This is a genomic window from Ruegeria profundi (assembly GCF_001507545.1).
Classification (GTDB): Bacteria; Pseudomonadota; Alphaproteobacteria; order Rhodobacterales; family Rhodobacteraceae; genus Ruegeria; species Ruegeria profundi.
The window spans coordinates 662,186-688,845 of the sequence record NZ_LQBP01000001.1 but is presented as its reverse complement, the minus strand read 5'-3'; the positions used below and the strand labels follow the sequence as shown (position 1 = coordinate 688,845).

General features: G+C 55.5%; 19 protein-coding genes. 9 read left to right on the top strand and 10 right to left on the bottom strand.

Annotated elements, in window-relative coordinates; all coding sequences use genetic code 11:
• Positions 1 to 130 precede the first annotated feature (130 nt).
• Positions 131 to 1,024, bottom strand: coding sequence for a LysR family transcriptional regulator (locus tag AVO44_RS03360; protein WP_068332445.1), 894 nt, complete (start codon positions 1,022 to 1,024; stop codon positions 131 to 133).
• Between the two features lie 88 nt (positions 1,025 to 1,112).
• Between AVO44_RS03360 and AVO44_RS03355 the strand changes: the two genes are divergently transcribed.
• Positions 1,113 to 1,772: a class I SAM-dependent methyltransferase gene (locus tag AVO44_RS03355; protein WP_233421904.1), complete on the top strand. Its 660-nt coding sequence runs from the start codon at positions 1,113 to 1,115 to the stop codon at positions 1,770 to 1,772.
• Between the two features lie 45 nt (positions 1,773 to 1,817).
• On the opposite strand, the gene AVO44_RS03350 is transcribed toward AVO44_RS03355, so the two are convergent.
• Positions 1,818 to 3,230, bottom strand: coding sequence for a sensor histidine kinase (locus tag AVO44_RS03350; protein ID WP_068332440.1), 1,413 nt, complete (start codon positions 3,228 to 3,230; stop codon positions 1,818 to 1,820).
• 287 nt (positions 3,231 to 3,517) lie between these two features.
• Between AVO44_RS03350 and AVO44_RS03345 the strand changes: the two genes are divergently transcribed.
• Entirely contained in the window at positions 3,518 to 4,864 is a 1,347-nt protein-coding gene (locus AVO44_RS03345) for a cytochrome P450 (RefSeq protein WP_068332438.1), read from the top strand.
• Positions 4,865 to 4,922: 58 nt separating this feature from the next.
• Here the strand turns inward: AVO44_RS03345 and AVO44_RS03340 are convergent, their stop codons facing one another.
• From AVO44_RS03340 to AVO44_RS03330, 3 genes are all read right to left on the bottom strand, one after another.
• Positions 4,923 to 6,056 (bottom strand): response regulator, encoded by a 1,134-nt coding sequence (locus tag AVO44_RS03340; RefSeq protein WP_068332436.1) that lies wholly within the window; start codon positions 6,054 to 6,056, stop codon positions 4,923 to 4,925.
• Between the two features lie 379 nt (positions 6,057 to 6,435).
• Entirely contained in the window at positions 6,436 to 6,933 is a 498-nt protein-coding gene (locus AVO44_RS03335) for a hypothetical protein (protein WP_068332433.1), read from the bottom strand.
• Positions 6,926 to 7,678 carry a helix-turn-helix transcriptional regulator gene (locus AVO44_RS03330; protein WP_068332430.1) on the bottom strand — a complete coding sequence of 251 codons (753 nt, stop codon included), beginning with the start codon at positions 7,676 to 7,678 and terminating at the stop codon, positions 6,926 to 6,928. Before AVO44_RS03330 ends, AVO44_RS03335 begins: the two co-directional genes overlap by 8 nt.
• 600 nt (positions 7,679 to 8,278) lie before the next feature.
• On the opposite strand from AVO44_RS03330, the gene AVO44_RS03325 reads away from it, so the two are divergent.
• From AVO44_RS03325 to AVO44_RS03305, 5 genes are all read left to right on the top strand, one after another.
• Complete coding sequence (locus AVO44_RS03325) at positions 8,279 to 10,618, top strand: hypothetical protein (RefSeq protein WP_068332427.1); 2,340 nt, start codon at positions 8,279 to 8,281, stop codon at positions 10,616 to 10,618.
• Between the two features lie 130 nt (positions 10,619 to 10,748).
• Entirely contained in the window at positions 10,749 to 12,689 is a 1,941-nt protein-coding gene (locus tag AVO44_RS03320; protein WP_068332424.1) for a type I secretion protein, read from the top strand.
• A gap of 486 nt (positions 12,690 to 13,175) precedes the next feature.
• Entirely contained in the window at positions 13,176 to 15,074 is a 1,899-nt protein-coding gene (locus AVO44_RS03315) for a type I secretion system permease/ATPase (protein ID WP_420865713.1), read from the top strand.
• A gap of 12 nt (positions 15,075 to 15,086) precedes the next feature.
• Positions 15,087 to 16,439, top strand: a complete 1,353-nt coding sequence (locus tag AVO44_RS03310) for an HlyD family type I secretion periplasmic adaptor subunit (RefSeq protein WP_068332418.1) — start codon at positions 15,087 to 15,089, stop codon at positions 16,437 to 16,439.
• A 79-nt stretch (positions 16,440 to 16,518) separates the two neighbouring features.
• The gene (locus AVO44_RS03305; protein WP_068332415.1) at positions 16,519 to 16,896 is read left to right on the top strand and encodes a rhodanese-like domain-containing protein; all 378 of its coding nucleotides are present in this window, start codon (positions 16,519 to 16,521) and stop codon (positions 16,894 to 16,896) included.
• 1 nt (position 16,897) lies between these two features.
• On the opposite strand, the gene AVO44_RS03300 is transcribed toward AVO44_RS03305, so the two are convergent.
• Positions 16,898 to 17,698 carry an alpha/beta fold hydrolase gene (locus AVO44_RS03300; RefSeq protein ID WP_068332412.1) on the bottom strand — a complete coding sequence of 267 codons (801 nt, stop codon included), beginning with the start codon at positions 17,696 to 17,698 and terminating at the stop codon, positions 16,898 to 16,900.
• A 49-nt stretch (positions 17,699 to 17,747) separates the two neighbouring features.
• Between AVO44_RS03300 and AVO44_RS03295 the strand changes: the two genes are divergently transcribed.
• Entirely contained in the window at positions 17,748 to 18,122 is a 375-nt protein-coding gene (locus AVO44_RS03295) for a hypothetical protein (protein WP_068332409.1), read from the top strand.
• Between the two features lie 58 nt (positions 18,123 to 18,180).
• Here the strand turns inward: AVO44_RS03295 and glyA are convergent, their stop codons facing one another.
• Positions 18,181 to 19,476, bottom strand: coding sequence for a serine hydroxymethyltransferase (gene glyA / locus AVO44_RS03290; RefSeq protein WP_068332407.1), 1,296 nt, complete (start codon positions 19,474 to 19,476; stop codon positions 18,181 to 18,183).
• A 167-nt stretch (positions 19,477 to 19,643) separates the two neighbouring features.
• Here glyA and AVO44_RS03285 point away from each other — a divergent pair, with 167 nt between their 5' ends.
• The gene (locus AVO44_RS03285) at positions 19,644 to 20,405 is read left to right on the top strand and encodes an NAD kinase (protein WP_068332713.1); all 762 of its coding nucleotides are present in this window, start codon (positions 19,644 to 19,646) and stop codon (positions 20,403 to 20,405) included.
• Positions 20,406 to 20,658: 253 nt separating this feature from the next.
• On the opposite strand, the gene AVO44_RS03280 is transcribed toward AVO44_RS03285, so the two are convergent.
• The 3 genes from AVO44_RS03280 to AVO44_RS03270 all read right to left on the bottom strand — a co-directional run bounded on the left by AVO44_RS03280 (position 20,659) and on the right by AVO44_RS03270 (position 26,616).
• Positions 20,659 to 22,098, bottom strand: coding sequence for an amidase family protein (locus tag AVO44_RS03280; protein ID WP_068332405.1), 1,440 nt, complete (start codon positions 22,096 to 22,098; stop codon positions 20,659 to 20,661).
• A gap of 93 nt (positions 22,099 to 22,191) precedes the next feature.
• Positions 22,192 to 24,081, bottom strand: coding sequence for a propionate-CoA ligase PrpE (gene prpE / locus AVO44_RS03275; RefSeq protein WP_068332401.1), 1,890 nt, complete (start codon positions 24,079 to 24,081; stop codon positions 22,192 to 22,194).
• A 261-nt stretch (positions 24,082 to 24,342) separates the two neighbouring features.
• Positions 24,343 to 26,616, bottom strand: a complete 2,274-nt coding sequence (locus tag AVO44_RS03270) for an NADP-dependent malic enzyme (RefSeq protein WP_068332398.1) — start codon at positions 26,614 to 26,616, stop codon at positions 24,343 to 24,345.
• Positions 26,617 to 26,660: the final 44 nt, after the last annotated feature.

Below are 26,660 nucleotides of genomic sequence, written 5' to 3'. Positions count from 1 at the left end.
AACTGCCGCTTTCACTGATTTTCCGTTGGCTCCGACCGTTTTCAACGGACGGCGCAGCCTCTGGTCAGCGACAGAAGCCGTTCGTGACGAACGCAGGTCAGTTTGGGTATCCGCGCCCATCGTCGGGCGATCATGCGTAGTTGCGCAATTGCTTGGCTAGGTGGTCGAAAACCAATCTTATCCGCCGTGCGGTATGCAGTTCAGAATGCGTTGTCAGCCAGATCGGAAATTTAAACGGCTCACGACTTGGAAGCACCCTTTCAACACCGGGTGTCATTGCGGCGACATCGTCCGCCATCACGCTTATGCCCAGGCCGTGGCGCACCAGTTCCCAAGCAACGATCCCGGTTTTCGACCCTGTTCGAAAGTTCTGCGCAGTGACAGGAATACCGGCGGAGTTGAGAAGGCCAATCATCGTTGTCACATCCCCAAAACCAACAAAATCGAGCTTGGCGAGGTCTTCTTCGGTTTTCGGACGCCCGACCTGATCAAGGTAAGAAGAGGCGGCATAGAAATGCGCGTTTGCCTCGGCCACCAGCTTTGCGATCAAGTCCGGTTGGGTCGGGCGAACATGTCGGATGGCGATGTCCGCTTCGCGGCGTTGGATGTCACGTAGGTCGTTGGCCGCAACGACATCAATTTCCAGGCGCGGGGCCATTTCGCGTATTTGCTTGATGATGGGCGGCAGTTGGTAGACGGACATAACGTCAGATGCCGTTATCCTGACTTGTCCCTCAATGGTGTTAGACTGGCTTGTCGCAGTTATCGAAATCCGATTTGCGACATCGGCCATTTCCCGAACATGAACCAGCAATTCCTCGCCAGCGCTGGTAAGATTCAGCGACTTGCCGACACGTTCGAATAATGTCACGCCGAGCGAGTGCTCCAACGCAGCAACCTGACGACCAACGGTTGGCTGGGATTGCTCAAGCACACGCGCGGCCGCAGAAAAAGATCCCTTTTCGGCGGTTGCCAAAAACGAACGCACCTGGTTCCAGTCAAAGTTGATCGCCCCCCAATTCATGCATTTATGCATATCACTACTGCAAACAGACGCAATTCCATTAAATCACATGGCAGCGTATGACGCGCCCACACCGCATTTTGAATAAGTGAGTTTGACAATGGGAGCCTTACCCAAAGACGCCGCATTCTGGAGCAAAATTTCTCGTAAATATGCGTCCAGCCCGATCCGGGACATGGATGGGTATCTCAAGACGCTTGAACGTACGAAATCCTATTTGGAACCAAAAGACAACGTGTTGGAAATCGGATGCGGCACCGGATCGACGGCCCTGCTGATCGCACCAGATGTTGCGCACATCACCGCCACTGACATTGCGCCGGGAATGATCGAGATTGCTAACGAAAAGCTGGCAAGCGAAGGCTTGAAAAATGTCACGTTCAAAGTGGCCGAGCTTCGTGATCATTCAAGTGCCGAAGCACCATACGATGCCGTGCTGGCGCATAACTTGCTGCATCTTCTGCCCGAGCTTGACCGCGCCCTTGCATCCATAGCCGCGCTGATTAAACCTGGCGGTCTTTTCATCTCGAAAACCGTGTGCGCCCCTGCACATGGTGGCTGGAAATACGCCCTGATTAGCAAGGTCGCGATTCCGGTGATGCAGGCCATTGGGAAGGCTCCGTTTGTGTCCTTCATTACTCCAGACACTCTTGAACAGAAAATCAAAACCGCGGGCTTCGACATCGTTGAGGCCGGGGATAAGACTGGAATGCTAACAAGCCACTATGTAGTCGCACGAAAACTGTGATCGGTCTGGCAGATATCCGAAACACCTCGACGATGCCGGCGACGCCTAACCGATCTGCATGGCGCGCGCCGGTTCGTTAGGTTCCGCTGCGCTGCTTTTCAGGATGGGCAGCTCAATATAGAACACCGAGCCTTTGCCAAGAACGCTGTGATAATCAATTCGGCCACCAAAATGCTCGACAATTTCCTTCGAGATATGCATCCCAAGCCCAGTGCCACCCGCGTGCCGTTCATCCGATGAGTCGATCTGCGAGAAACGGTCAAAAACCTTTTCCCGGCTGCCTTTTGGAATACCGACGCCTTGGTCTCTTACAAAAATTCGTATATGCGTCCCCATTTTTTCGCAACCGACGGTGACTGTACCACCTTCAAAGGAAAACTTGGCCGCGTTGGAAATCATGTTTGCCAACACTTGAAGCAGCCGCGAGTCATCCCCCTTGATAAAGACCTTGTCCTTGCCGCGAATATCCTCGGTGATTTCCACGTTATGAGCGCTGACATATCCCAAGTTACACGCAATTGCTTCGCGGATCAGTTCGTGTACGTCGATCGTGCCCTCGCGGTAGCTCATTTCTCCGGCTTCCATTTTCTGAATGTCCAGCACGTCGTTGATCAGTGAAGCGAGGCGTTCGCTGTTTTTGCTTGCCAGTTGAACAAGGTTTTGCATAGGGGCAGGAACCTCACCCAATGCGCCGGAATTGATCAGATCAAGTGAGCCCTTGATGGAGGTCAGGGGTGTGCGCAGTTCATGACTGACGGTTGAAATGAATTGAGATTTGGCAACAAACGCTGCTTTTGTTCTCTCATGTTCTTCTTTTAGTTTTTCAAGCTGTTCAAGATTTCTGCGGTAGAGTTTGAGAAACACCAAGGAACAGTCGATCAGGAAGTACATGACAAAAATGACTGTGAAAAACTGCAACCAAAGATCAGAGGAAAGCTCGGGTCGCACAATCCATATGTCGCTTACGACAATCACCATGAACGAAACACCGTACATCGTCAGGCGCACAATCATTGCCCAGACAAACTGGTGATTGTTCATCGCTGCAAACAACGCTGCGGCGAACAGGAAGAACAGGGGTGTAAAATGTCCGCCAGTTGGCTGTTTCAAAGCCACTGAAATGGCATAAACGCAGATCGCAAATGAACTTAGGATCGTATTCAGGATGATCCAAGCGACCATCATTGCGATGGCCTTGTGTTGGTCCGGCTTTAGGCGTGGCACACGTTTGGCAAGCATCAAGTCCTGTGCTTCGCAGACCAGGATCGTTCCATAGAACAAAAATGCGTTCATGGGTTCGAAAAAGAACCCGGTCAGGATTGTCGTCGCCAGAAAAATAGCCTGTCGCTGCCACAAAAGCGCAAAGCTCATGGCAGTGTAGTCCTTGATGTTTTGCAGAAGCCGGTTTTCCGGCTCGCCGGTTGACCGGTCCAACTGCCCTGGATCGATGGCCGTCATTCCAAAATCTTCGTTTCTGACACTCTTGGAACTGCGATAGCGGAACAATGAGGACGCAGTTGGTCGGAATTGGGTTCACAGTTTGGCAATAATCCAGACGCTCATCACCAAATTGTTGAGTTCTAACTAAGTTAAGGCAGGATCTGCGGGTGACATTATTGTTGCGCAACTGCCCACATTGCAGCCAAAAGCCTATGATTTTGTTGCTAATATGGCGATTTTCCACCTAAATTGAGGCGAGGTTAGGCTGAGATACACCAAGGAGCTGCGTTTTGACGGCGTTTGGAATGACGAAAATGAAGCAGTTCGACGTCACTCCGGTTGCGGCGCGGCTTGCGGAAAAACCGGTGACATTGCTTCAATTCGCAAGGTCGGCAGGGCGAAACATGCTCGAAGTCATACCAGCCGAAACTCTGCGCGAGACCTATGTGCGCGGCCCGTTGAACATTCATTATTTCTGCGACCCGGAAATGATCACCGAATTGCTGGTTGGGCAGGGGCGGTCATTTCCGAAAGCCAAGTTTACCAAGGATATCATTGGATCGGCTGTCGGTAACGGCTTGATCCTTTCCGAAGGTGAGAAATGGCGGCAGCAGCGGCGGCGGTATTCCCCTTTGTTTGCAGCCAGAAACCTGCCGACGCTTGCCCGTTACTTTGCGGAAACCGGATCCGAGGTCGCTGAGTCACTGGTGGAAAACGAAGGCCCTGTGGATGTATCCCAGGTTGCCCCTGCATCGACTTTGACGAATATCTCTCGGGTGATTTTCTCAGGCAATAAAGAAGTCAGTTCGGAACAAATCCGTGTGGGGTTGATCGAGTATTTCAAGTACATCTCAGATATTTCTCTGTTTGACTTGATGGGGTTACCAAAATGGATGCCGCGAAAGAAATGGCTGGCCAGCAAGGCACCTGTGACCACGATGCGCGAACTTGCCCGACAAGTGATCGAGCAACGCCGACTTGAAAACCGGAGCGAACCCCGAGATTTTCTTGATTTTATGATTGAGGCATTGAAAACCGACTTTGAAGACGAAGAGACTACAGTCGACAATCTGTTGACCTTCGTTGTTGCAGGGCACGAAACCTCGGCCAATGCACTGGCTTGGGGATATTATCTGTTAGCACTGAACCCCGAAGTGCAGAACAAAATTCGTAGGGAAATCAGGTCAGTACGCGCCGAAGGCTTGGTCGAGTTTTCTGACCTTGAATCCATGCCACTTCTGCGTGCGCATGTTAAGGAAACACTGCGCCTTTACCCATCTGCAGCGTTTTTCGCCAGGGATGCAGCGGAAGCCGTCGAAATCAAGGGGGTAAAGATTGAAAAGGGCGACGCGCTGTTTTTCCCTGTCTATTCGCTGCACAGGAATGAAAAACTGTGGGAGGCTCCGAACCACTATCGGCCAGAGCGGTTTTTGGGGGCTACTCTGCCGCGCGGCCAGTACATTCCATTCGGTGATGGGCCCAGAATCTGCATTGGTGCCCAATACGCGGAGACAGAGATCATGGTTCTGATGGCGTCGGTCTTGCGGCGCGTGCATTTTTCATTGGGTGAGGCCAAAATGCCCGAACCGGTTTTGACATTCACCATGCGCACCAGTGGCCCGCTCGTACTTGAAGCCGAACGAGCGCCGTGACGTGGTGGGTGGGTATCCTGCGGAGTCTTTAAAAAGCATGTTTTTATCTGATTATCGGCTATTTTCCGTTCAGATAGGTGTTGTCGCCGTAAAGCTCTCGTAGAACTGTGTCATACAGTCTTGCTGTCATGTGTTCTTCGCGCACGGGTTCTTCTTTTGGACGAACGTGGGATTGTACTGTAACGCTTTTGGTCATTGCCCTCTCTCTGCCGTTTACTTTTTCGCATGCCAGGTTCAAAGCTGAGATCGCGCCTGACTTTGAGAATGACCGCATTGACACAGGCGGACTCATCGCGACCTTTAAATGCGACGAGGTAAGCCGGCTGCTCAGGACCATTCTTAGTTTTCGGTTAAGGACTTCTTCGGTTGGCAGTTGGTTCGTACGATTGCGTCCATGCGTGACAACCAGGAAAGTACCACTTCCCCGGTACGAGAATACTGCGTTTGCCTTCTTGGATGTCTTTTCGATGCATTTACCGATGTCAGAAATCACGCGCCGAAACATGCCGAAGTCACTCATGTCAAAACGGTACTCGGCCCCTTGAAGCTTGACCGCAGTCACCCAGGTGTCAAAGCGGCGCCCCCTTGAAAGCTGATCAACGTAATTGTCGAATTCGACATAGCGCAAACACCGCTCCAGCCCTTCTATCGAAAGCGGGTCCTCGAAGTTGAACTGCTGATTGAAATCAAGTTTTTCGCGAAGATTTCGTATTGACGCCGTCGAAGTCTTTGCCCTGATCCGCTCCATCATCAAAACATGGGCTGCGTTCATTCGACTGCGAAGTTCGAAAAAGTCAAACGGCTTGGTGATGTAGTCAAAGGCACCTTCTAAAAACGCCTGTTCGATGTGGCTGTGATCAGCCATCGCGGTCAGCATGATCACCGGTGTATCCATATAATCAGGTGTTTTTCTGAGTTGCTTCAGCAATTCGATCCCGGTGGTACCCGGCATCTGGATGTCTAAGAGCAGACAATCGAAAGGGGCTTCTGCGGCCTGAATCTTTTTAAGTGCCGCTGCCGCCGAGTCGGCGACGGACACATTGCAGTTTTCAAGCTCGGGCAGCGCCGACTGTAGCAGCTCAAGAATACTTGGTTCGTCATCAACGACCAAAACGTTGAGCGTCACCTGCCTGAGCGCCTGAAGATCCAGCTTTCTTTGGAACCGATCATTGTCGAGCGTGGAATGTCTCATGACTGTTTAACCGCGATTACTCTGCCTAGCGGACTCAGATTAGTAGGCGAGTGGGACGAAACAGCGGCATAACAGCAGAAAACCTGCATGAAACGCGGTATTTTCTTGACCTTATTTTGGCAAATGTCGTCTTTACGCCAACTTCGGGGTCTGAAACGTCGGATCCTGGTGGCCGTGTTAACGAAATAGGAACCGGCAGCAATTCAAAAAAATCGAGTTTGTGTTCATCTATGGCACAGAGGATAACATCTTGGGCGCAGTGAGGGAAGGTTGCTGCCCTGCGTTGATTTGAAACCAGACTTTAAAGCTTCGAGCGTTCTAGGAAAAAACATCAATTTCCGACGACCCCAGCAATGTGGGGGCGTCGGTGTTGATATGATCAGACAGGGAAACCAAGCGTACTGATAAGGCGCCAGATATCACGGTTCGCGGCTGATAACTGCGCCACGATGTCTTCGATTTCTTTAATGGCTTGCTCATCAACCGTGTCGGAACGTCCGAGTTTGATGTCGGTTTTTCGGTCCGCTATGCGCATTAAGATCGTCTTGGGATTCCCGCTTTCAGCATCGAATGAATAGATACAGTGATTGTATCGGTTCCGGATCGATGACAACTTGCTGAGCCGTTGAGTGTGTTCAAGGATCGGATCACGAATCTCGGCCGGACGCCCCTCCATCTTGGCAAGGCGCTCAACCAGATCGATCCGCGCGCGCGTGGTGTTGAGCGTCAGGAAGATGATGACAGCAACATCCTTGTTGGTGCCGCTCAGGCCGGCAATCAGGTGGATCAACAGGCTTTCGGTGTTGGTCCACATGTAGTTCAGCTTGCCGACCAGCAAGATCAGACGGTCAAATCGGGTTTCCAATGTCTCAGTCAACGGTCTGGCCGCGCGCTTCGTCTGACGTTACCTCGAAATAGAACTGCGCAGCGGCCGTTCTGTTGCTGACACCGATCTTGCCCGCAACGTTGTGCATGTGCAGTTTTACAGTGTGCTCGGTAATGCCAAGGTTAGAGGCGATGATCTTGTTGCTCTGTCCTTTGGACGCCAGTTGCAGCACCTGCTTTTCCCGACGCGTCAGTCGTGAATACAGCGGATTGGGTTCTTTTGGCTCTGCCTGGTTGTCTGTCACCAGACAAGGCTTGTTGTGGTTCTGCGGCTTCAACACGCAATCGGCCACAAAACTTGGCAGATATAACTCTTCATGCATCAAAAGCCGCAGAATGGACCGCCACACATCCGGCGCAACATTCATTGGTAGATATCCGATATCCCCGAATTGGCGCCGATCCCAGTTTTCAAAAAGCGAACGCGCCGCGTCCTCTTTACGATATGCAAAGGCAAGGCAGCCGGTGCCAGCTGCTTCGGTATAGACTTCCGGTCGGCTGAGAAGATCGTCCAACATGATCTGATCGACAACGACAACCTTTCCAGTCACACCGCCTGAAACGCTGGCGCTTAACTCAGAGACGTCTTCATACCTGTGAGCGGCGACGCCGAACTCTGACTCAACACTTCGCAGGGTATGGTTTGAAAAGAAGAGTTCCTTGCCGATGAAATTGATCGAGAAGTCTTCGGTACATTCATTTATTCGGGCAACACTATCCTGTAACGGATTGTTCATTACTTCCCCCTATGAAACCACGCCACAAAATCAGTGGCGAAATCGTAAAAAAACAAGCAGCACGCAGTCGTAGGAAAATTGGACTGCTGTAGCGACCATACCTGAAAGACTAATTTTCATCAACATTTTGTGGTCCCCTGTCTGTTCGGCCTAGTACTTTCGTTTAGGTTCGCCATCAGTTTTCCAATAAAAACAAAGGAAAACTATGGTTTTAAGCGTTTTGCCGAATTTTGGCCGCATTTTCGTGCAGTTACCCGCCGGCCACAGAAAGTTCTCAAAAATAATGTAGTTAAATCATATATTTATATCATCTAATGCTTTAGGGCAGCTATTCAGCCCGCCTTCCTGCTGCGAACATGATCCTGCTTCAATTTGGGAAGCGTAATTCCTGACGTGTCCGCGAATCGCGAATTTGCGCGAATCTGTAGCACCGCTGACACACCATCGGCTTAGCCGGGAAAGGAAGGTGGGAGACGAAATCACGGTACATGACCGCTTCAAGCGCATGTTGCGCCTGTGAGCTTAAATTTTGTTTCAACCGCGCCAGTAGCCGTTTTGTAGATGAATGACGGTCGGGCGCTTAGTAAGTGGAATTTTGAAATGAGTAGAGAAAGACAATCGACCGGTGACGTTACAGCTTCCGGTTTGGCAGACGTAAATGCCGAAGGCACGTACATTGAGTCCGAAGCCGAAGCAAGCGTTGAAAACACCGATATTAACGCTAACCTGAATGGTCAGGAACAGGATCAGGACACTGATGTTGATCAGGATCAGGACGTAGATACTGATGTAGATACGGATGTCGATCAGGATCAGGATCAGCGTGTAGATCAGGATCAGCAGCAGCAACAGCAGCAAGCCAACGAAGTAAGAAACGGTGGCAACGACCAGAACATCAACACGAACAGAGTCGACGTTGACTTCGGTGACCCGGGTGAGTGGATGCCGCAGGAAGACAACGATCTGGTCGATGTTGACGTGTATGAAGGTGGCTCTGTTGAAGACGTGATCACTGTCGGCAATGACTTTGACTACGATCCGGGCGACGACATGAACCTGGATATCTCGTTGAACGGTGAAGGCAACGACATGCTGGCAATCAACAGCCAGTTGGCCGAGCTGAACGATGCTGACGATCTTGGTTCCGCGAATGTCAGGAACGAAGGCGAGTTTACTCAGTCCGGTGACGCCACGGGTGGCGTGGCAACTGCCGACGATGGTATCGACACCCAGTCAGACGGTGGCAACTCCGGTGCCGGCGGCTCGAACAGCGGTGGCGGCGTACTGTCGTTCACCAAAGGTAGCAGCGCACTTGCAGCCGGTGGTGAAACTGGTGATGCTGACGCTGACGCAGACGCTGGAAACGGCGGCGACTCGGGTGATGCGGCAACGCTGGGCCTGAACTTTGGTAAAGGCTATGCAGAAGCTGACGGTAGCGGCGATGGTGGCGACAGCGGCGACGCTGATGCAGACTCCAGCGCTGATAACGAAGGCACCGCAGACTCTTCGGAAGCTGACAGCGACGGTGGTGACGGCGGCAACGCTGGATCGATTGGTCTGGGCCTGGGTCTGGGTCTGTCCGGTGCCGGCAACGAAGGCGACTCAACCGGTGGTGACAATGAGAGCGTAGCAGCTGCCAAAGGTGGCGCGCTTGCGGCCACTGACGCATCGGCTGGCGACGCAGATGGCGGCGACAGCGGCGCGGGCAACATTGGCCTGGCCAAGAACGAGTCTGAAAGCGAAAACGAAACTGGTGAGACATCCTCGGGTGGCAACATCGGTCTCGGTAAAGCTGGAAGCCTTGGCGCTGCTGGCACGGATGCCGATGGCGGCGAAGGTGATGGCGGCGACGGTGACGGCGGCGACGGTGACGGCGGCGACGGTGACGGCGGCGAAAGCACTGGCGGCGGCGGCGAAGCCGGCGATGCTGGTCAGATCGACGCAGCTCTTGCATCAACCAAACAGACCAATGGTCTGGTCGGCCTGAACGATGACGGTAGCTCGGATGCCAAAAACGGTGGTGGTGACACAAACGAAGGTGGCAACGTCAACGCTGGTGCCGGAGACGGTGGCCTAGGCTTAGGCGGTGCCGGAACTGGCGGTGCAGGTGATGGTGGAAACGGCCCTGGCGGTGACGCAGACAGCGGTAACGCAGATGCTGAATCCTACGCCAAAGGTATTGGTGACCAGGATGCAACCGGTTCGGTCGTTACACCGACTGCGGGTGATGCGGACGGCTTTGCCAAGAACGAGCAGGACGCTGACTCGGATGGTGGTGCTGGCGGAACCAATGACACCGATGGTCGTGCCGATGCTGATGGTACCGGTACTGCGACAGCGAACGGTGTTGGCGGCGGCGGCGGCGCAATCGATCTGGATGCGACCTCTACCGGAAGCGGCACTGGCTCAGCGGACGCTGACAACGACGCCGGTAACGGCGGAGACTCCGGTGTGTTCGCAATGTCCGACGTTGACGGATCAGCTGACAGCCTGGCCGAGGCAATCTCAGGCTACGGTGGTGCCGGAAGCTCCGACAACGATGCAACCGCGGACGGAACTGCCTATTCGAACGGCACGACGGAAACGGGCATCGGTGGCGGCGGCGGCGCTGCATGGGCCGCGGGCGGCGAAAGCGGAAACGCCCACGGGTTCGTCGATATCGGTGATGTCAAAGGTGGCATGCAGGAAGGCGGAAACGCATCCGGTGCCAACTCGGGCGCAGGTGGTGCCGGTGGCAATGCCGGAACGTGGGGCTCGAACAACGGTGGCGACGGCATCGTGAGCGGCGAGTCGCATGCATCCGCAGCGGCAGTTGTCGACACGTCGGCCTTCAACCAGTCGATCGTCATGGGTGCCAACGTCCTCGGCAACTCGGTCGATACCACGATGGTTGGTGGCAACATGTCGTCCAGCTACGCAACCGACGACACCGACGTATAAGCAAGAGGCAGAGCCCGCTTTGGCGGGCTCTGATCCCTCTCATGAAAATGCCGGGGCCGCAAGCAAGCGGCCTCAGCCCAGCTTAACCTAAGCCGGAAATTTTAGGCTGGCGCGGGGAAAGGGAACCAGTATGTCGCTCGACAGTATTACGGAACAAATTGCACATTTTGTTGGAACATTTGAGCTTACGACCGAGCAGGCCCGGTGGCGGGACCAGTATGAAGAATTTGTTGCACTGCGGCGCAAGGCAGAACTCGAAAATCTGGAAGACCCCACAAGAATTGAAGTAAAAGCACCTTTGAAAATGAACCCGGGCGATTACGACCCGATATCCTACAAGTTTGCCCCTTTAAAGTCTGATCTTCCCCCTCCAGCCGTGAGCCCAGGACCGGTTGAAGATGCCGTCCTGATGTCGAATCCGGCGTTCGGCCCAGACGTGTTCTTTCCAGAAATGCTGGGTTTCGGGGACGGCGTACAGTTCAACGTGATCCTGAAGCCTGAGTTTATCCATCAGTTGATCGGCTCGGCGGTCACCTACACCGTGCAGAAAATTCACCTCAACGACAACGACGTCGTGGGTGAAGGCAATTTCCGCGATGCCGAAGCCATAATGGAACAGGGCCAGGCGTTGAAAGCTGTGGCGATGTCGCTGCATGCTGTTTCGACCCCTTCGATCCACATCCAGGATTACCAGTCCGGTGAGGCGATTGAGCAACTCATCGAACAGATGCAGTCGCCTGTAACTATCGATATCGAAGGCGTTACCGTTCATCAGTTCCACGGTGAAGATGCAACGGGCATCATCGTGAATGGCGAGCATGTTGATGAAATGCCCGACTTTCTGGAATTGATGCCGGAGCATCACAAAAACGACTTGGAAGAGGAAGAGGACGAGTACGGTATCTCAGACGACTTGCCAGCCGAATGGGATCAGTCCGAAGACCAAGAATTCGAAGACGGCCATTCGATCGTCGCGGGGGGCAACTTCGCCGTAAACGAGGTTGCAGTGACCGTCGGCTGGGTTGATGCCCCGAATATCGTTGTTGGCGGGCAAGCCGTTAATCTGACCTTCGTCAGCCAGGTCGCGGTCGTCACAGATGTTGATCAGGGAGAGGGCGCGCAAAGTAAAACGCAAGTGCTTCAGGCTTCGGACATAAGTACCGAGGCCAACGAGGCAGCTTGGTTGGAACTCAATGTGGCCGAAGATCCCGAACAGGATCCGATTGTCTCAATCGACTGGATTTCGGGTGACTTGCTGGTGACCAACTTCATACAGCAGCTTATCGACGCGACAGATATCGACCACATCGCAACCGAAATCACCTCTTCGTCTACGGTTTACACGTTGGGGGACAACATCCTGACCAACGTGACCAACATCCTTCAGTTGGGCACCTACTACGACGTTATCATCATCGGGGGCGATATGATCTCGGTTGATGTCGTAACCCAGACCATCGTTTTCACGGATAACGATGTGATTCACGGCGCACATACTACCGATGCCGAGGACAATCTGGTCATGAACCAGGTATCGTTGAAAACTGAGGGACAAGACTCTCACACAGAGATGAGCGCCAATCTGGCCTCAACCGTGGACCTGCAAGAAGTAGATACAGACGCTCTGGAAGACGCGTTGCTGAACGATCCGATGTTCGCCGGTACCGAGTTGATCCGGGTGCTGAAGATCGAAGGCGATCTGATGCAGGTCAACGTCATCGATCAGGTCACCATGCTGCAGGATGACGACGATGTGTACGTTGAAACCCCAGGCGGAGAAGAGGTTTCAGCACTTGGGGCGGGTAATGCACTGTTGAATGCGGCCAGCGTAACCAAAATGGGCGTGGACTCGGTCGTCATGGCGCAAGAGGGTGAGTATTCGGAGTTGATGCTGCATCAGGCAAGCATGTTTGACAGCCCGGAAGAGGAAAACCCCGAGCTGGTCAATGAAGCGATTGCGATGCTGTTGGAAGAGGTCGACGCAGCAGCAAATGAGGTCGAAAACGCGGCCAATCTTACATCTTCCGAGATGGCAACCATCGACGACGGGCTGCAAACTATGCTAGCCTAGTATTCTGTTTGTTACGAGTGACCTGAAAGTTTTGACATGTCGATTGTTTTTCTGTCGCGTCCTAGACGATACGCCAGCCCGTTGGATCGCAACGGTGGCGCTGTCTCAAAGCCGCCAAGTGCGAGCAAATCCAAATTGAAACAGAAAAAGATACCCGGATTACGCCTAAGTGAAGACTTACGCATCAGTGATCCGAAAGACGGCAATACAGATGCAACCGCCAAGAGCGATGCGGGTGCCGATAAGGCAGTAGAAAAAGATCCCGCACCTCAGGAAGCGAAAAAAAAGGATTCCGCACCTCAGGAAGTGAAAAAAAAGGACTCCGCAGCTCCGGAAATAAAAGCGGACTCCGCACCTCAAGAGGCAAAGAAAAATTCCGCACCTAAAGTAGAAAAAAAGGAACCAAAACTGCGCGCCGAACCTTACTTCCGGCGCAAGCAGCCGCAGCCTGCCAAGGACAGTGACCAACAGGGCAGCGGTGCTGGGGTGGCCGACGTCGAGAGCCCCGATCCAAAAACCGTCAACAAAACGAGCGACCGTTCACCCCCCGCGTCGCGCTCGGGCGGCGGTGATCGCATGGGTGCCACTATCGAGGCCAAGGCGAATGAGCCAATGCTGCGCAGCAATTCAGGCGGCGGTGATGGTAAAGGGCCACCCCAAACATTTCACAAGCGAACCCCGCCCGAAGACTTTCAGAAAACGCTGCGCACGTCATTGCGCGCGATCTATCGCAATCTGTCCTTCGTGCTGGTTCTGACTTGCGCCACGAACATCCTTATTCTGGCGATTCCGATTTATCTGTTCCAGATCAGTGACCGCGTCCTGACCAGCAGGTCGTTGGACACGTTGATCATGCTGACAACCATTGTTGCTGGCGCGGTGATTTTCCAGTCGGCATTTGATGCCGTCCGACGATTCATGCTGATGCGAACCGCGGTTGAAGTCGCGGCCCGTCTCGGCGCCCCGATCCTAAGCGCAGCCGCGCACGCTTCGCTGCACGGCACCGGGCGTGAATATCAGACGCTGGGCGATCTGCAGCAAGTACGTGGATTTCTGGTCTCGGGTACGCTGATTTCCTTCCTGGATGTTCCCTTCGCGCCCTTGTTCATCCTGATGATCTTCTTGGTACACCCTCAATTGGGCACGATCGTGATTGTCACGGCGCTGGTGCTTATGGTTATTGCCTTCGTCAACCAGCGTATGACGGCTAAACCGTTTGCCGAGGCAAACAAGGCCCAGTCCATGGCTAACATGCACCTCGATTCGATGTCGCGAAACAGTCAGATCATCAATGCTCTGGCAATGATCCCCGAAGCCGTGCGGATTTGGGGACGGGACACCGCGCAATCCCTGACGTGGCAGGTTCGCGCGCAGGACCGGAACGTGATCTTTGCGGCCATTTCTCGCGCCGTTCGCCTGCTGACCCAGATTTGCATTCTGGGTTGGGGCGCGTTTTTGGCGCTACAGGGTGAAATCACGGGCGGAATGGTCATTGCCGCCTCGATTATCGCAGGCCGGGCCTTTGCGCCGATCGAAGGCTCGATCGAAGGCTGGAATGGCTTTTTGCTGACTCGCGCGGCGTATGGCCGAATCAATCAACTTCTGTCCAACTCGGCGCTGCAATTCGAAAAGCTGCGGCTGCCGCGCCCCGAGGGACGTTTGGACGTTGAGCGTTTGCTGTATGTTCCCGGTGGCACCAAGCGCGTCGTGCTGAATGGCATCAGTTTCTCGCTGAACCCGGGTGAGACGTTGGCCATCATCGGCAACTCGGGTGCAGGGAAAACCACGCTGGGTAAAACCCTGGTAGGATCAATCCTGCCAACCTCGGGCAGTGTTCGTCTGGACCTGATGGACATCCGCAACTGGGATCCGCGCCAGTTTGGCGAAAGCATCGGATATCTGCCGCAGGACGTGCAACTGTTCCCCGGAACGATCAAGGACAATATCGGCCGGATGCGGGATGATGCAACGGATGAGCAAATCCATGATGCCGCCGTCCTGGCCGATGTGCACAATATGATCGCAACTCTGCCGCAAGGGTATGAGACCGTGGTGGCCGCCGATGGGTCGCCGCTGTCCGGTGGTCAAAAGCAGCGTATCGCGCTGGCGCGGGCCTTCTTCGGCAATCCGCGTATGGTGGTTTTGGACGAGCCGAACTCGAACCTCGATGTCGCGGGGGACAAGGCTTTGTCACGGGCCATCGAACAGGCGAAAGAGAGCAAGATTACGGTTGTAGTTATTACGCAAAAGCCTACGCTATTGAACGTGGTGGACAAGATCATGCTTCTCACGGATGGCCGTGTCGCGTTGTTTGGTCATCGCGAACAGGTTCTGCAACAACTGAATGCGCCGCGCGGTAATCAGCCCGGCATTCAAAAGCAGTAAGGGGGGTACGACATGAATGAACTGGTGCCCGTGAACAACGATCCCAAATCGCCCGAGGTTTGGTATGCCGAAGTTCCGCGTTCGATCAGCCGCTTCGTCGTCATTGGAATGGTTATGCTTGTTGTCTGCTTTGGCGGTTTTGGTGTTTGGTCCTTCCGTGCGCCTTTGGCTGCTGCCGTGATCGCACAGGGCAGCTTTGTCGCCACTGGACGCAACAAGATCGTGCAGCACCTGGAAGGCGGCATCATCCAGGATATCAAGGTTGCCGAAGGTCAGTATGTTGAGGCCGGGCAGGTGATGATGACCCTGGACCAGACCTCGGCCGAAGCTAATGAGCGCGAGCTGTTCATCCGGAAAGTTCGCCTTCAGGCCATGTCACAGCGCCTGAACGCCGAATATAATGAACTGCAGAGGTTGGAGTTTTCGCCCGACTTGACTGCCAAATCGGACGACACCGAAGTGATGGCTATTTTGGATGGCCAGAAGATCACCTTTGATCTGTCCCGCAAAACGTTGCTGAACGATATCGCTTTGCTGGAACGGAATATGGAAGCGCTGAGAATCCGCTCAAGCGGATTTGAGGCGCAGTTGGACAGCATGGTGCGGCGATCCGAAATCCTTCAGGAAGAGTTTGAGACGAAACAGGCGCTGTTCGAAAAAGGTCTGGTGCGGAAGGGGGAACTGAACACGATCCGCCGCGTACAGGCCGAAGCTGAAGGACAGCAGGCGCGCTTGCAGGCCGAAGCCTCTGAGATCCGCCAGATGCTATTGAAATATGAGGAACAGATTGATCGCACCCGTGCGGCCTATCGTGAGGCCGCGTTGGACGAGTTGGGCGTGATCGATGCTGATCTGGAAAGTGTGCGTGAAAAAGCCCGCCAGGCCCGTAGTGTTCTGGATCGCGCGGTTGTGCGAGCTCCGGTCACGGGGACTGTGGTGCGTCTGCATTATCACACTCCGGGTGGTGTGATCGAAACGGGTGAGCCGATTGCCGAAATCCTGCCCTCGGACGCGCCCCTGATCATCGAAGCGCAGATACCACGCACCGAGATCGACAGCGTCGTAACCGGACAAGATGCGACGGTGCGCCTTGTCGCCCTGAATCAGCGGACAACGCCGGTTCTGAACGGTCAGGTGTTTTATCTGTCGGCGGACTCGGTGATGGAAGATAACGCCGGTGCGCCACAAGAGGTTTATCTGGCTCGTATCTCGTTGCAGCCCGAAGAGATCGAGCGCGTGCGCGGCTTTATCCCGACGCCGGGTATGCCCGCGGAAATCATGATCCAGACGGAAGAGCGGACATTTGCGGCCTATATCGCGAAGCCAGTGACCGACAGCATGTCGCGCGCCTTCCGCGAACAATAATGGGGCTGGCTGCACGGCCAGTCTACATCTTCTGTTTTTCACATGCTAACGTCCGCTGAATTTCATCGGAGGACAGTGCATGGCCCTTACAGTAAAAAGCATGATGGAGGCCGCAAACGCGGCGGTCGAGCGAATCGACACAGGCAAAGCGAAACAGTTGATAGAGCAGGGCGGCTTGCTGCTGGATGTGCGCGATGCCGTCGAGTTGCAGCAGACAGGGCGGGCCAGCGGTGCACATCATATCCCCCGTGGGGGGTTGGAATTCAGTGCTGACGATACGCTGAAGTCCTATGACGCTGAGCTTCGGAAAGATCGACCGATTGTCTTATACTGTGCTGCTGGCGGTCGCGCGGCGCTGGCCGGTAAGCTTTTGAAAGATATGGGGTACGAACAGGTTTATAACCTTGGCGGCCTGACCGATTGGGTCAATGGCGGTGGCGACGTTTCAAACGGCTGACTCAGGCGTTTAGAAACGCCCTGACAGCCGCCTCGAACTCTCTCGGCTTCTCGGCGTGCAGCCAGTGGCCCGCGCCGGGAATTTTAGCGAATTTAGCGGCTGGAAACAGCGCGCGGATCAAATCGCGGTGCTGAGGCAGAACATAGTCAGACTCGGCCCCCGACAGAAAAAGTGCTGAACCTTGCCAGCTTGCATCCACTTGAGGAAAGCCCATGATTTTGGGCATCTCGGCTGCCAGCACATCCAGGTTCAGCAACCAGCGTTGTCCTTTGATGTCCAGCGATTGTGTGAAAAAGCTTTGCAGTGATTTGTCCACATTCAGTGCGGCCAGTTGTTCGGATGCGTCCGAACGACGCTCAACCTTGGTCAAATCGACCGACCGCATCGCTTCGATGAATTGGATCTGGCTGTGAGAATAAGCAACGGGCGCTATGTCCGCCACCACAAGCTTGCGCACCAGATCACCGTGTTGTAGGGCCAGCATCATCGCCGCCTTGCCACCCATTGAGTGGCCAACCACATCCGCGCACCCGCCGAAATGCTCGATCACCTCGGCCAGATCACCAGCAAGATCGGGATAGCTGTGCTGATCGGTCCACATGCTGTAGGCATGGTTGCGCATGTCGACGGCGATGACCTGCCGTTCATCGGCCAGCCGCCGGGCAATAACACCCCAATTCCGCGCAGAGCCATACAGCCCATGGGCAATCAAAACAGGAGGTTTGTCCGTAGGTTCGCCATGTAAGATCGTGTTCAGCATAGCGCCGTGATACCCGCCAAGAACAGAAACAACCAGCCCCATTGTCGCCCCCGCAAACGGCGGTTAGATTGGCAGGCTCGGAGGCTCGCCCATGTCGGATAACATAGACATCCAAACCCAGATTGCGCAGACGGTTGAGTTGCTGCGCAAGAAGTTGGGTGTGAAAGATACGACTCTGACAACCTCGATCCGAAAGGCCAAGCGGCGTCTGCCCCGCCGAATTTACAAGCAAGCGTTGCTCTTGGCGCGTGCCGAACCTTTGGCGGACCATCCCAGGCTGCGGCTGACACTAGACGCTCAGAAACTGGCGCGCGCGTCCGAGCAGGTTCAGGAGCATTTGAGCGGTATCAACCTTGCCGACCGGAGATTGGGTTGGTTTTTGGGAATGCTGGGCGGTCTGGCGTTCAACCTGCTGGCCCTGTCCGTCCTGCTACTTATTTTCTTGCGGTGGCAGGGCTTTATTTGACCGGCAGACGAGAAACGGCGCCCATCAGGCGCCGCTTAGGTCGTAAAAATTAACCCTACTACAGGTTTGGATAGATCGGGAACTTGGCGCAGAGGTCTGCGACCTCGGCCTTGACCTTGGCTTCGACGGCGCTGTTGCCGTCTTCGCCATTGGCGGCCAGGCCATCGACCACTTCGATGATCCAGTCAGCGATCTGGCGGAATTCAACCTCACCAAACCCGCGCGTGGTGCCAGCGGGCGACCCGAGGCGAATGCCGCTGGTGATCGTTGGCTTTTCCGGATCAAACGGTACGCCGTTCTTGTTGCAGGTGATGTGAGCGCGGCCCAAAGCCTGTTCGGTGGCGTTACCTTTGACACCTTTGGGGCGTAGGTCGACCAGCACCACATGGGTGTCAGTGCCGTGGGTCACCGTATCCAGTCCGCCCTTGATCAACTGATCCGACAACGCCTGAGCATTGGTCACAACCTGCTGGATATAGCTTTTGAACTCGGGGCGCAGCGCCTCGCCAAAGGCTACGGCCTTGGCGGCGATTACATGCATCAGCGGGCCGCCTTGAATGCCGGGGAAGATCGCCGAATTCACTTTCTTGGCGATACCTTCATCATTGGTCAGGATCATGCCGCCACGTGGTCCGCGCAAGGTCTTGTGGGTCGTCGTTGTCGCCACATGCGCGTGGGGGAAGGGGCTGGGATGCTCGCCTGCCGCAACCAGACCGGCGAAATGCGCCATGTCTACGTGCAGATAGGCACCGACCATGTCCGCAATCTCGCGCATGCGGGCAAAGTCGATCTGACGCGGGATGGCTGAACCCCCGGCGATGATCAGCTTGGGCTGATGCTCTTTCGCCAGTACTTCGACCTGATCGTAGTCCAGCATGTTGTCTTGTTTGCGCACACCGTATTGGACCGCGTTGAACCATTTGCCCGACTGGTTGGGTTTTGCGCCGTGGGTCAGGTGACCACCCGCATCAAGGCTCATCCCCAAAATCGTATCGCCGGGCTGAATTAGCGCCTGGAATACGCCCTGGTTCGCCTGAGAGCCGGAGTTTGGCTGGACGTTGGCAAACTCGCAGCCAAATAGCTGTTTGGCACGGTCGATGGCCAGATTCTCGGCAATGTCGACAAACTGGCAACCGCCATAATAGCGCCGTCCGGGATATCCTTCGGCGTATTTGTTTGTCATGACCGAGCCCTGCGCCTCCATCACGGCGGCAGAGACAATGTTCTCGGACGCGATCAGCTCGATCTCGTCGCGCTGACGGCCCAACTCGGATGTGATCGAGCCAAACAGCTCGGGGTCACGATCCGCAAGGGACTGGGTGAAGAAACCGTTGTCACGAATATTGACGTTCATGGGGACTCCAATTGGCTGAGCTCTTCTTTGCGGATTTCCTATCGGAAACCGATCATATGCAAAAGGTGTAAAACGACGATTTGCCCCGTTACGGCGTCAAGTCTGGTCTATTGGGGAAAGGTATGTTTGTTTCGGAACCAAATGTGCAGCACCGGAAACCGGAAAAGATGACAAAGAGAATCGCCTTTCTCGCCAGCGACGCCAAAGTGGCGCAAACCGCGCGGGACAGCCTTGTGAAACGCTATGGTAACGTCGCACCGAGAGACGCGGATGTTGTGGTGGCCTTGGGCGGAGATGGGTTCATGCTGCACACGCTGCATAACATGCAGCACCTCGATACACCCGTCTACGGAATGAATCGCGGCACCATTGGTTTCTTGATGAATGAGTTCCACGAAACCGACTTGATGGAGCGTCTGGCCACAGCCGTGGAAGAGGTTATCAACCCTTTGGCGATGCTGGCACTGGATCAGTCCGGAAAACTGCACGAAGCGTTGGCCATCAACGAGGTGTCGTTGCTGCGGGCCGGTCCTCAGGCAGCGCGGCTAAAGATCAGCGTCGATGGGCGTGTACGGATGGCTGAACTGGTTTGTGATGGCGCGTTGCTGTCCACACCGGCGGGCTCGACCGCTTACAACTACTCAGCCCACGGGCCAATTCTGCCGATCGGGGCGGATGTTCTGGCCCTGACGGCAATTGCAGCGTTCCGCCCCCGTCGATGGCGCGGCGCGCTGTTGCCCAAGAACGCAAAGGTTCGCATTGATGTCTTGGATGCAGATAAACGCCCTGTCATGGCGGACGCGGATTCCGTTTCTTTTCCGGATATAGACTGGGTTGAAATACGGTCCGAACCCTCGATCCAGCATCGATTATTATTCGACCCCGGCCACGGGCTTGAGGAACGGCTGATCTCAGAACAGTTCAATTAGAACCCTGGAAACAAACGATTATTTGCCTTGTGTGAACCAGTTCACAGGCGTTGCATGTTTTCTTTGCTAGTGTGGTCTTGCCTGGGAACACGCCTTGGTGGGAGTGAGTGGCCACCAGACGGCGTTGTCGAATGATCGCGCAGTTTTCGCGCCGACGAGGGTGGGTGGTGCTACGCTCGTCGTCAGAATTCCGGGCTTATTTAAGTAAGAGGGCCCTGGGTGAAAATCCCGGGGTCTATTTTGTTGACCGGGCCTACTTGGCTGCGCTCATTCTTTTCCAAAGGGGCAGGTGCATCTGACCAACCCGCGCCTCGATCGCTGCGGCGGCATCAACGGCCAAGTCCTCGCGCCAGCGGCGTGCGGCGATTTGGATGTTGATTGGCTGCGGCCCACTAGGCAAATCAGCCAACCGCGCAGGCACGCAGGCGGCGGGCAGCCCAAGGAAGTTCATCGCATAGGAGTAGACTGCGCACCCCAGAACCTCATGCACGCCTTCTGCACCTTCGGTGTCACGGTCGGGTTTGAAGAATGGCTGTGGTAAGAAAGGCGAAAGGACCAGTGGATAGTCTTGCATGAACAGGGACCATTCGCGCGCGTAGTGGCTGCGTTTGGCCAACATCTGAACCAGATCGGTGCCGACGATGGGGGGGAATTCCTGAAAGTAGACGTCAAAAATATCCCGGATGGTTTTCGACCCCGCAGCTTCGATATCGCTTTTCATCAGGGTCAGGACCTCACCCATCAGAGTTCGGTATCCAGTCCGACCACATTCGAACACATCGGGGGGCGAGACCTCCTCCACCTGATATCCGGCGTCTGACAGCGCGTCGCGGGCGGTGTCCAGGGCTTTTTCGACCTCAGAGTGAAGGGCATAGCCAAATGTGTCTTTGGTGAAAGCAACCTTGATTGGTCCGTCCAAGGGTTCGCCGCGCCAAGGTATCGGAACGTGGAAAGGATCGCGCGGGTCTGCGGCGATCAGGCTGGGCATCGACAGGTGAAGATCAGCAGCAGAGCGGGTGATTAAACCCTGAACTGACATGGATTGCGCCAGTAGCCCGCGTTCGGCCTGTTGGCTTGGGTTCCATGCTGGCACGCGGCCAAGACCAGGCTTGATCGTGACCGCCCCATTGGCTGCCGCCGGAAACCTAAGGCTGCCGCCGATGTCGTTGCCATGCGCCAAAGCGCCAATCCCCGCCATCACCGCCGCACCGGCACCGCCCGAGGACCCGCCGGGCGAGATATGCCGACCCCACGGATTGTGGGTCCTGCCGTGCAACGGGTTGTCGGTGTCCGCGCGAAACGAGAATTCAGGGGTATTCGTCCGGCCGATCACAACGGCTCCGGCCTTATGCAGATTTCTCACCACTGGCGCATCATCTGAAGCGATCACGTCCTTCAGCGCGACAACGCCGTTCGACGTGGCATGACCTTTTTGGTCGACGTTGATTTTGATCGTTACGGGCACACCGTGTAGCGGCCCGACAGGTGCTCCGCGCGCTCGCGACCGATCCAGATGACGCGCCCTGTCCAGCGCCTCGGTGCTTAGGTCTTCGACGACGGCGTTCAGGTCTGGGTTGACCTCGTGCATACGGTCAATCGCACTTTGAACGGCGTCCTCGGCGCTGATGTCTCCGCTGCGGGTCAGGGTGGTCAGGTCGGTGGCGTTCAGGCGCCAGTAGTCTTCGGTTGTCATGTGGCCTCACTGTCTTGATCAGACAGTAGGCGCGTTGAATTCCGTTGCAAGCGAAAGGCACGGGTCAGGCGGCCGTAGCCGCCTAAAATGTTCTTACTGCGCGAACCCGATGGATTTCAGCGCGACGGTAATCTCGTCCAGAATGGCCGGATCGTCGATGGTTGCGGGCATTTTGTAGTCTTTGCTGTCCGCAATCGACACCATGGTTCCGCGCAATATTTTGCCCGACCGCGTCTTGGGGAGACGATCCACAACAACCGCCTGCTTGAAGGCCGCTACAGGGCCGATCTTTTCGCGCACCAGTTTGACCACGTCCTGCACGACCTCGCCATGGTCGCGGTCACATCCGGCATTCAGGCACAGAAAGCCAACAGGCATCTGACCTTTAAGTTGATCTGACACGCCAATAACGGCGCATTCGGCAACATCCGGGTGGGCGGCCAGAACCTCTTCCATCCCGCCGGTAGACAGACGGTGACCCGCAACGTTGATGACGTCATCGGTGCGCGCCATAATGTACAGGTACCCGTCCTCGTCGATCATGCCCGCGTCACCGGTTTCGTAATAGCCGGGAAACTGGTTCAGGTATGAGCTTTTGAAGCGCTCTTCAGCATTCCACAACGTTGGCAGAGTGCCGGGCGGCAGCGGTAGCTTGACGGCAATCGCACCCAGTTCGCCGGGTTTCATCGGGTGGCCGCCTTCGTCCAGGATCTGCACGTCATAGCCGGGCATCGCCTTGGCCGGAGAGCCCAGCTTGACCGGCAACTCCTCGATCCCCAGCGGGTTACCTGCGATGGCCCAACCGGTCTCTGTTTGCCACCAGTGATCAATGACCGGAACCCCAAGCGATTTCTGAGCCCATTCGATCGTGTCCGGGTCAGCGCGCTCGCCCGCAAGGAACAGGGCGCGCAGGTTCGACAGGTCATATTTTGCCAGCATCTCGCCCTTTGGGTCTTCGCGTTTCACGGCACGGATGGCTGTGGGGGCGGTGAAAAAGCTTTTGACCTTGTGCTCGGAAATCACGCGCCAGAAGGTGCCGGCGTCGGGGGTGCCGACGGGTTTGCCTTCGAAAACAATCGTGGTGTTTCCGTGGATCAACGGTGCGTAGCAGATGTACGAGTGCCCGACGACCCAGCCAACATCTGACGCGGCCCAGAATACATCGCCGGGATCGACGTCATAAATGTTCTTCATCGTCCAGTTCAGCGCCACCAAATGCCCTGCGGTCGGACGGACAACCCCCTTGGGCGAACCGGTGGTGCCAGATGTATAGAGGATATAGGCCGGATCGTTGCCATCCACCGGCACGCAGTCAGCCGGTTCCACCCCATACTGAAACCCATGCCAGTTGTAATCCCGACCTTCGATCAAGTGCGCGACTTCCTGTTCGCGCTGGAAGATTACACAGAAATCGGGCTTGTGGCTGGCCATCTCGATGGCGTCGTCCAGCAGGGGTTTGTAGTGCACCACGCGGCCCGGTTCCATCCCGCACGAGGCGGCGATGATTGCCTTGGGTTCAGCGTCGTCGATCCGCAAGGCCAGCTCATTGCTTGCAAACCCGCCAAAGACCACTGAATGCACCGCGCCCAGACGCGCGCAGGCCAGCATCGCCTCAAGCGCCTCGGGGATCATGGGCATGTAGATGATGACCCGGTCGCCTTTTTCGACGCCCTTGGCCCTCAGCGCTCCGGCCAGTGTGGCGACACGGTTGCGCAACTCGACATAGGAAATCTCTCGCTTGGTGTGGGTGATCGGGCTGTCATAAATGATCGCTGTCTGCTCTCCACGGCCATTTTCGACATGGCGGTCCACAGCATTCCAGCACGTGTTGACCCTCGCATCGCAGAACCATTCGTAAAGCGGCACGTTTTCGTCAAACAACGCCTTGGTCGGTGGTTGAACCCAATCGATCCCCTTGGCGGCTTCCATCCAGAATGCTTCGGGGTCGGATTTCCAGCTCTCGTATACGTCCTGATATGCCACGATGACCTCCTCCTAAATCTCCGTGAATTGTGTAAGGCCGCCGGGGGGCACCACACAAGCAACGGAAATGACGAAGCGTCACTTTATCGCAAAATCTTTGCAGAATTTGCCCAAGACACTTGCAAATTTTTGCAAACTAGTTGCTTGGGTCATTTTTTCGGGCACTGGCTGACAAGTTTTGCAAATCTGCAAACTTTCACGTGCAAAGAATCACCAATGGGGCAGGCTCAACGACCCGTTGGCCAATTGAGCCAATACAGATCAACCGTAATGCGCAACCGGGGTACCGCCAATCGCCGCCATGTTCAGCAATCCGCGCGCCGTGATGGACGGGGTCACGATATGTGCCTTGTTGCCCATACCCATCAGGATCGGCCCGACCTCAAGCCCGTCGGCCTTCATCTTGAGGATGTTGCGCACTCCGCTGGCCGCATCCGCATGGGCAAAGATCAAAACGTTCGCCGCCCCTTCAAGGCGAGAGTTCGGGAAAATCCGAGACCTCAGTTCCGGGTCCAGAGCCACGTCAAGGTTCATCTCACCTTCGTAGGTAAAGTCCCGAGGTTCGGAATCGAGTATCCTAAGTGCAGCCCGCAGTCGTTTGCCAGAGCCCTCAGCCTGATTGCCGAACTGCGATTGTGAGCAAAAGGCGATCTTGGGTTCGATCCCAAACCGACGAACATGGCGGGCTGCGCCAAGTGTGGTTTCAGCCAGCTCTTCCGGTGTTGGCAATTGATGAACATGGGTGTCGGCGATGAACAAGGGGCCATCTTCCAGAATCATAAGAGACAAGGCGCCATGCGGGCGCAGTTCGCCATCCGCCAGGACTTGCTCAACATAGTTCAGGTGCCAGCGATATTCACCAAAGGTGCCACAGATCAGGCTGTCGGCCTCACCTCGGTGCACCATGATCGCTCCAATGGCTGTATTGTTCGTACGCATGATGGCCTTGGCCAGATCAGGTGTGACACCACGGCGCTGCATGATCTCGTGGTACGAGCTCCAGTAGTCGTAGTATCGCGGGTCGTCTTGTGGGTTCACGATCTGGAAATCTTCACCGGGACGCACCTTTAGACCCAGACGCTCGCACCGGGTGCCGATCACGTCGGGACGACCGATCAGGATCGGGGTTTCGGTGGTTTCTTCCAGAATGGCCTGTGCCGCGCGAAGAACACGTTCATCTTCGCCCTCGGCAAACACGATCCTGCGTGAGGCCGCCGCGGCGGCTTCGAATACGGGGCGCATGAGCAGGGCAGATTTGAACACCGTCTGGTTCAGTTTCTCTTTATACGCTTCGATATCTTCGATCGGACGTTTGGCGACCCCGCTTTCCATCGCGGCCTTGGCCACGGCCGAAGAAACGACACCCACAAGACGCGGGTCAAACGGTTTCGGGATCAGGTAGTCCGGTCCGAAGGTCAGCTGCTCACCTTTGTAAGCTGCGGCAGCTTCGGCGCTGGTGGTGGCGCGGGCCATTTCGGCGATACCGTCAACGCAGGCGATCTGCATTTCGTCGTTGATTTCCGTCGCGCCGACGTCCAACGCGCCCCGAAAGATGAAGGGGAAGCACAAAACGTTGTTGACCTGATTGGGGAAATCGCTGCGACCAGTTGCAATGATCGCATCCGGGGCAACTTCCCGCGCGGCTTCGGGCAATATTTCGGGGGTCGGGTTGGCCAAGGCAAAAATAATTGGTCTCTTAGCCATTTTCGCGACCATTTCGGGCTTGAGAACGTTAGGTCCACTGAGACCAAGGAACAAATCAGCATTTCCGATTACATCGTCCAACGTGCGCAAATCAGATTTCTGGGCGAACTGGTCCTTGTGCGGGTTCATGTCCTCGGCGCGGCCCTCGTAGACCAAACCATGAATGTCGCAGAGCCAGATATTCTCGCGCTTCACACCCAATTTTACCAGCATCATCAAGCAGGCGATCCCTGCCGCACCGCCACCGGTCGAAACGACCTTGATGTCTTCGAACTTCTTGCCCGCCACATGCAAGGCGTTCTTGGCGGCGGCCCCTACAACGATGGCGGTGCCATGTTGGTCGTCGTGAAAAACTGGGATATTCATCCGCTCGCGGCAGATCTTCTCAACAACAAAGCAATCGGGGGCTTTGATGTCTTCAAGGTTAATCGCACCAAATGTCGGTTCCAGCGCGCAGACAATTTCGGCCAGTTTTTCCGGGTCGGGCTGATCCACTTCGATATCGAAACAGTCAATGCCGGCGAATTTCTTGAACAGGACCGCTTTGCCTTCCATCACCGGCTTTGACGCCAGCGCACCGATGTCACCCAACCCAAGCACAGCTGTTCCGTTGGAAACAACGCCCACAAGGTTGCCGCGCGCGGTGTAAAGCTCGGCATTTGCTGCATCCGCCTTGATCTCGAGGCTGGCCTCAGCCACACCGGGGGAGTAGGCGCGCGCCAGATCACGACCGTTTGCCATCGGCTTTGTCGCTTTGATCTCCAGCTTTCCGGGCTTTGGTTTGGCGTGATATTCAAGCGCGGCCTGCCGCAGGCTGGGTGTATCAGACATTGACGATTCACTTCCGTTCAAAAATTTGATTTAGCCTTAAACTA